The organism is Acinetobacter sp. 12966 (assembly GCF_031196995.1).
Taxonomy (GTDB): domain Bacteria; phylum Pseudomonadota; class Gammaproteobacteria; order Pseudomonadales; family Moraxellaceae; genus Acinetobacter; species Acinetobacter geminorum.
Genome location: NZ_JAVIMC010000101.1, coordinates 1 through 255, shown reverse-complemented (window position 1 = coordinate 255; position 255 = coordinate 1). Strand labels below are relative to the sequence as shown.

General features: G+C 37.3%; 1 pseudogene. It reads left to right on the top strand.

Annotated features, from left to right (window positions below):
* Nucleotides 1–207: pseudogene (locus tag RFW85_RS15790) on the top strand (PadR family transcriptional regulator); the annotation flags it as partial.
* Nucleotides 208–255 lie beyond the last annotated feature (48 nt).

Genomic DNA, 255 nt, shown 5'->3' with positions numbered 1-255 from the left:
CAAGACAAGCTAAGTGGGTTGTTAGAGAAATTGCGTTTGAGACGTGAAATTCACAGTAATGATCAATTAATCGAAATTCACCGTGCCATGGAAAACTTAAAGACGGCTTTACGTTTGAAATTGAATACCACTGAGTTGAAGCAAGAGCAGATCTATCAAATTGCTGAAAAAATTGATCAGGCTGCTGTTGCGATTGGGCGCCTATAGGTGGGTCTTAAACAGGTTGAAATTATCTAAAAACTATCAACTTTAATA